This window comes from Desulfobacteraceae bacterium (assembly GCA_022340425.1).
Classification (GTDB): domain Bacteria; phylum Desulfobacterota; class Desulfobacteria; order Desulfobacterales; family JAABRJ01; genus JAABRJ01.
In genome coordinates this window covers 1-6,536 of record JAJDNY010000163.1, presented here as the reverse complement: position 1 = coordinate 6,536, position 6,536 = coordinate 1, and the positions used below count along the sequence as shown (strand labels likewise).

Below are 6,536 nucleotides of genomic sequence, written 5' to 3'. Positions count from 1 at the left end.
ACTTTCTCTGCAACGATCTGGAAACCGTTACGATCCGTAACTTTCCGCAGTTAAATGAGATAAAAAAAGCGCTTCTCGGTCTCGGCGCAGCGGGTGCCCTGATGTCGGGCAGCGGCCCCACGGTCTTCGGTCTCTTCCAAGACGCGGCGGTTGCTGGCAGGGCCGTGGCTCGTCTCGCACAGCGCCGTGAGTGGCACGTTCATCTGGCAGAGATGCTTCTCTGACGTTGGCTATTCGTCTGGTCCGTTCGGCCCGACCCTCTTTGTCCGCCTGAGCTCAGGCTGCCGGCAGGGATGCGCAAAAAGCGGATTGGGCGAAAATTTTTTTGGGGCGTCGTCAAGCGGTAAGACACAGGATTTTGGTTCCTGCATTCGGAGGTTCGAATCCTCCCGCCCCAGCCATCATTCACAGTGTGTCGCGGGACAGCGCGGAAACGGTAGTTGCATGAACGAATTTGCAATTTTTTCGGGAAACTCCAACCCCGGTTTGACCCGAAAAATAACCGAATATCTTGGCAAACCCCCCTGCAGCGGTAAAGTCAAAACCTTCAGTGACGGTGAAATTCAGATCGAAATTCACGAAAATATTCGTGCCAAAGACGTTTTCATCATCCAGTCCACCTGTTCACCGGTCAACGACAATCTGGTTGAGCTGCTGCTGATGATCGACGCGGTCAAGCGCGCCTCGGCGCGGCGCATCACCGCCGTGATTCCCTACTTCGGCTATGCGCGGCAGGACAAGAAAGTCGCCCCCCGGGTTCCCATCAGTGCCAAACTGGTCGCCGACATGCTGACCGTCGCGGGCGCCAACCGGGTGATCACCATGGATCTGCACGCCGGTCAGATCCAGGGGTTCTTCTCCATTCCGGTGGACAACCTCTTCGCCGCCAAGGTCCTGATCACATACATTCGCGAAACCTTCGCCGGCGAGCTGGTGATCGTCTCGCCGGATGCCGGCGGGGTGGAGCGCGCCAGGGCCTTTGCCAAACGCCTCAGCGCGGGTCTGGCGATCGTCGACAAACGCCGCGATGCGCCCAACCAGGCCAAGGCCATGGCGGTCATCGGTGATGTGAAAGGCAAGGTCACCATCATCCTGGACGACATGGTCGACACGGCCGGCACGCTTACCGAGGCCGCCAGCGCCCTGATCGACCACGGGGCCCGGGAGGTGCACGCCTGCTGCTCCCACCCCGTTCTTTCGGGTCCGGCCGTCGCGCGCATTCGCAACTCCGGCCTCAAACAGCTGGTAGTGACCGATACCATCCCTTTGACCGCCGAGGCCGAAGCCGCCGGCAAGTTCAAGGTGCTGACGATTGCCGAGTTGGTCGGCGAGGCCATTATCCGCAGCCACCGCGGGGACTCCGTGACCTCACTCTTTGTTTAGTCTGTAATCTTTTCGTGTTTGTAAGGAGGAATTCTTTTTGGAAATATTCGATCTTAAAGCCAGCCTCAGGACCCGCACGGGAAACGGACCGGCCCACGCGCTGCGCGGGCAAGGCCGGGTTCCGGCCGTTCTCTACGGTCCGAAAACCCAGCCGGTCAATTTGTCGGTTGACACCAAGGAGTTGGAAACCGTTCTAAAAAAAGGGGCCGCCGGCCAGCTTCTGCTGAATCTGATTGTCGAAAACGGCGAAACCTTCAATCGCCCCGCCATGATCAAGGAGGTTCAGCGCAGACCGCTGTCCCGTGATTTTCTGCACGTCGATTTCTATGAAATCGACATGCACCGCAAGATCGTCGTGCCGATCCCCGTGGCCACCACCGGCAAATGCAAGGGAGTCGAGGCCGGCGGCATGCTCCAGATCATTAGGCGCGAGTTGGAGGTGCTATGTCTGCCCACCCAGATCCCGGCCGCGATCGAAATCGATATCACCGACCTGGGTATTGGCGAGTCCATTCACGTGGAGGAAATTCCGCTCCCCGGTGACTTTGAAGTGCCCCACGATGTCAACTTCACCGTCGTTACCGTGCTCAGCCCCAAGGCGGCCGAAGGCCCCGAGGTGGTGGAGGGCGAGGAGGAGGAGGAGGAGGCTGAAGCGGCGGCCGGCGAGGCGGCGGCCGAGGCCGAGGCGTGATCCGGTCGGCCGCACCGGCGCCTGCGGGTTAGCTGTCCATGGTTTTGTTGACGGCCCCGGCGCCCCAAGAGGGCCGCAACCCGCACCACCTGGTGGTCGGGCTCGGCAATCCGGGCCCAGCTTATGTCGGCACCCGCCACAATGCGGGCTTCCGGGTTCTGGATCAGTTGGCCGAAGCCTTTGCGATCCCGCTGCTGCAAACGAGATCGGAGGCGGTCTTTGGAGCGGGCTGCATCCAGGGGGTTCCCGTGGTTCTGGCCAAACCCATGGCCTTCATGAACCTCAGCGGGCCGCCGGTAAAAGCGCTGATTGATTTTCTGGGAATATCGAGCGAGCAGACCGTCGTCATCCACGACGATCTCGACCTCGCTTTGGGACGATTAAAAATCAAAGAGAAAGGAGGGCACGGGGGACACAAGGGAGTCAGGTCGTTGATGGATGCCGTTGGCGGCGGGGGTTTCACCCGGGTGCGCATCGGCATCGGACGAAGCCGCCTTCCAGGTGGGTTGCGGCCGGATACGGTGGCCTATGTGCTGGGACGCTTCTCCGAGCAGGAGGAGGCGGTCCTGGAGCCTGTTCTGGTGCGCGCCTGCGAAGCCGTTGTGACCATCCTCTGCCATGGAACGAGGGAGGGCATGAACCGGTTCAATGGAAAGCGGGTTTGATTTCACGTTTAACTACAGATGGAGGGAAGAATGGAAGCTGTATTGAGTAATTTACCGCTGGTCTGTACGCTGGTCGGAGCTATCGGGGTCGCCTTTGCCATGCTGCTGGCGTCGATCGTCAAAGGCGCCCCCGCCGGCGACGAGAAGATGCAGTCGATCGCCAACGCCATCAAGGAAGGCGCAATCGCTTACCTCAACCGCCAGATGAAAAGCATGGGCATCACCGGTGCCGTTATTTTCGTCGTTATTTTCGCCACCATGGGCGCCAAGACCGCCATCGGCTTTCTGGTGGGCGCCCTGGCCTCCTTCTGCGCAGGCTACGTCGGCATGCGGGTCTCCGTGATCGCCAACGTCCGCACCGCAGAAGCCGCCAGAAAGGGTCTCGCCGCGGGCCTCGGCATGGCCTTCAAGGGTGGCTCGGTGACCGGTATGATGGTCGCAGGCCTGGCCCTGACCTCAGTTGCCGGTTACTACACCGCCACCCATGACGTCATCGCTCTGGTGGCCCTGGGCTTTGGTGGCAGTCTAATCTCCATCTTCGCACGCCTCGGCGGCGGCATCTTCACCAAGGGCGCCGACGTCGGCGCGGACCTGGTGGGCAAGGTCGAGGCCGGAATTCCCGAGGACGACCCCCGCAACCCGGCCACCATCGCCGACAACGTCGGTGACAACGTCGGTGACTGTGCCGGTATGGCCGCCGACCTTTTCGAGACCTACGCCGTCACGGCCGTGGCCGCCATGCTGATCGGGCACCTGCTGTTCCCCGACACCCCGATCGCCACCGAGTTTCCGCTGGTGCTGGGCGCGATCTCCATCATCGCCTCGATGATCGCGGTCTTCTTCGTGCGCCTGGGCAAGAGCCAATACATTATGGGCGCCCTCTACAAGGGAATGTTCGGCTCCGCCATCCTGGCTGCGGTCGCCTTCTACTATGCCTGCACCATGTACATGGGCGGCGTGGGCGAACTGTCCGCGATGAGCATTTACTACTGCACCCTGATCGGGCTCGTCCTGACGGTCGTGATCGTCATCATCACCGAGTACTACACCGGCATCTACGGCCCGGTTAAAGGCATCGCCGAGGCTTCCACCACCGGCCACGGAACCAACATCATCGCCGGCCTGGCAGTCTCCATGCAGGCCACTGCAGCGCCCATTCTGGCCATCTGTCTGGCCATCTATCTGGCCTACGCCTTTGCCGGTCTTTACGGGATCGCCATGGCGGCCATGTCCATGCTCTCCATGACCGGTATGGTCATCGCCATCGACGCTTACGGCCCCATCACCGACAACGCCGGCGGGATCGCCGAAATGGCCGGGATGGACGAGAGCGTGCGCGCCGTGACCGACCCGCTGGACGCCGTGGGCAACACCACCAAGGCCGTTACCAAGGGCTATGCCATCGGCTCCGCAGGTTTGGCCGCGCTGGTCCTCTTTGCCGCCTATGTCCAGGAGTTCGTGCTCCACGGGGCCAAGGAGGGCATCCGCTTTGACCTCTCCGACGTCAACGTGATCATCGGCCTTTTCATCGGCGGTCTGCTGCCCTACCTGTTCGCCTCCATCGCCATGAAGGCCGTGGGCAACGCCGGCGGCGCGGTGGTCGATGAAGTCCGCCGTCAGTTCCGGGAAATCCCGGGCATCATGGAGGGCACCGGCAAACCGGATTACGGCGCCTGTGTGGACATCGTCACCAAGTTCGCCCTCAAGGAAATGCTGCTGCCGGCCCTGCTGCCGGTCGTCGCCCCGCTGCTGGTGGGCTTTCTCCTGGGCAAGGTCGCCCTCGGCGGCCTGCTGATCGGCTCCATCGTGACTGGTGTGTTCGTCGCGCTGTCCATGACCACCGGCGGTGCTGCTTGGGATAACGCCAAAAAATACATCGAGGACGGCCATCTGGGCGGCAAAGGCTCCGAGGCCCACAAGGCCGCCGTTACCGGTGACACCGTCGGCGACCCCTACAAGGATACTGCCGGCCCCGCCGTCAACCCGATGATCAAGATCCTCAACGTGGTGGCATTGCTAATGGTGCCGTTCCTGATGTAATCCACCAGTCGTTTCACGTTCTATCGTTCGACCCGAAAGGACCGGGGCCCAGCGGGGCACCGGTCCTTTTTTTATTCTATTGCTTGTTGGGAGGTGGTGTGATATAAAAAAAGCTCTTATAAAGCGAAAAATTTGACAAAATTCATCGTCATGGTGTTGAAATGAGTGAAAAAAGGAACAGGGAAGAAACCGGCAAGGCCTCCAGTCGCGTGCCGACATTCGCGGTGGGCGACTTGGCGGTCTACCCGGCCCACGGGGTGGGGCGCATCGAGGCCATTGAAAGCCGCAGCGTCAACGGCGAGAAGCACGACTTTTATATCATGAAAGTCCTCGAAAATGGGATGGTTATCATGATCCCCACCTGGAACGTGGCCTCCGTCGGGCTGCGGGTGGTGATCAACGAAGAGGATATTCCCAAAATCTATCAGGTGATGCAGACCCCGCCGGAAAATCCCACCGACAGTCAAACCTGGAACCGGCGCTACCGCGAATACATGGACAAGATCAAAACCGGTTCGCTCTACGAGGTGGCCGAAGTATTTCGCGACCTGTCCCTGTTGAAGCTCTCCAAGGACCTGTCCTTTGGCGAGCGCAAACTCTACGATACCGCCCAGGGTCTGCTGGTCAAGGAGCTTTCCACGGCCGCCAAAACAGACGAAGAAACCATTCTGACCCGGATCGAATCGTTGTTTGACACCCCCCAGTGACGCCCTCTTCAGCCCCGCAACTGCCGCTGCTGGCTTCACCTTCTCCATCCAGCAGCATGAGGCCGGTCAGCGACTGGATGCCCTCGTGGCCGTCCGCATCATCGATCTCTCCCGCTCTTTGGCCGCCAGGCTGATCGCCCGCGGGTGCATCCGGGTCAACGGCATCCCCAGGAAGGCCGGCTACCGGGTGAAACCCGGAGATGCCGTCAGTGGCCAGATCCCAGCCGCCGAACCGGCCGCCTGCATCCCCGAGCCGGTGGATTTCGGCATCCTCTATGAAGACCAGGCGCTGATCGTGGTCAACAAACCGCCGGGTTTGGTGGTACACCCGGCGGCCGGTCACCATTCCGGCACCCTGGTGCACGGGCTTCTCCATCACTGCCCCGACCTTCAAGGGGTCGGCGGCGAGCGGCGGCCGGGGATCGTTCACCGCTTGGACAAGGACACCTCAGGCATCCTGCTGGTGGCCAAGAACCAGGCCGCCCACGTGCATCTCTCCCGTCAATTTAAAACCCGCAGCATCCAAAAGACCTACCTGGCCATCGTCCGCGGTGAAATGCCGGCTGAAAGCGGGGTGGTCAGCCTGCCCATCGGCCGACATCCCGTAAACCGCAAAAAAATGTCCACCCGCAGCCCCCGGTCCAGGACCGCTGAGACCCGCTGGAAACTCAGGCGGGCTTTTCAGGGTGCCAGCCTGCTGGAGGTTGCGCTGAAGACCGGGCGTACCCACCAGATCCGGGTGCACCTGGCCGCCATTGGCCACGGCATCCTGGGCGACCCGCTCTACGGTAAAGGGCGCCTTGGCGGCCGCTCGGGCCTGCTAAGCGACTGGGCGGCGCCATCGCCCTCGCGCCAGATGCTGCATGCCTGGCGGATCGGCTTTCAGCACCCCGGCACAAACATCCCCCTGGCCTTCGAGGCCCCCCTGCCGCGGGATATGGTGGAAACCCTGCGGCGGTTGGCCGCTTGCGCCTCCAGCCGCTGAAACGGTTTGCAGGGCATGCTTTTCACCCATGGCGTCGGCCCAATGAGGCCGTCGCTTCCAAATGA

7 protein-coding genes and 1 tRNA gene are annotated in these 6,536 nt (G+C 61.5%); all 8 read left to right on the top strand.

The window, feature by feature from the left end; genetic code table 11:
* Positions 1 to 224: hypothetical protein (locus tag LJE63_14570; protein ID MCG6907829.1), on the top strand; the 224-nt coding region annotated here is incomplete at its 5' end.
* 102 nt (positions 225 to 326) lie between these two features.
* Positions 327 to 401, top strand: a tRNA-Gln gene (locus LJE63_14565).
* 43 nt (positions 402 to 444) lie between these two features.
* Entirely contained in the window at positions 445 to 1,383 is a 939-nt protein-coding gene (locus LJE63_14560) for a ribose-phosphate pyrophosphokinase (GenBank protein MCG6907828.1), read from the top strand.
* Between the two features lie 37 nt (positions 1,384 to 1,420).
* Positions 1,421 to 2,074, top strand: a complete 654-nt coding sequence (locus tag LJE63_14555; protein MCG6907827.1) for a 50S ribosomal protein L25/general stress protein Ctc — start codon at positions 1,421 to 1,423, stop codon at positions 2,072 to 2,074.
* A gap of 38 nt (positions 2,075 to 2,112) precedes the next feature.
* A complete protein-coding gene (gene pth / locus LJE63_14550) occupies positions 2,113 to 2,739 on the top strand; it encodes an aminoacyl-tRNA hydrolase (GenBank protein ID MCG6907826.1) in 627 nt (208 codons plus the stop codon).
* Between the two features lie 30 nt (positions 2,740 to 2,769).
* Complete coding sequence (locus LJE63_14545; protein ID MCG6907825.1) at positions 2,770 to 4,779, top strand: sodium-translocating pyrophosphatase; 2,010 nt, start codon at positions 2,770 to 2,772, stop codon at positions 4,777 to 4,779.
* Between the two features lie 161 nt (positions 4,780 to 4,940).
* Positions 4,941 to 5,486, top strand: coding sequence for a CarD family transcriptional regulator (locus LJE63_14540; GenBank protein ID MCG6907824.1), 546 nt, complete (start codon positions 4,941 to 4,943; stop codon positions 5,484 to 5,486).
* Positions 5,470 to 6,471 carry an RluA family pseudouridine synthase gene (locus tag LJE63_14535; GenBank protein MCG6907823.1) on the top strand — a complete coding sequence of 334 codons (1,002 nt, stop codon included), beginning with the start codon at positions 5,470 to 5,472 and terminating at the stop codon, positions 6,469 to 6,471. The genes LJE63_14540 and LJE63_14535 overlap by 17 nt, the downstream gene beginning before the upstream one ends.
* Positions 6,472 to 6,536: the final 65 nt, after the last annotated feature.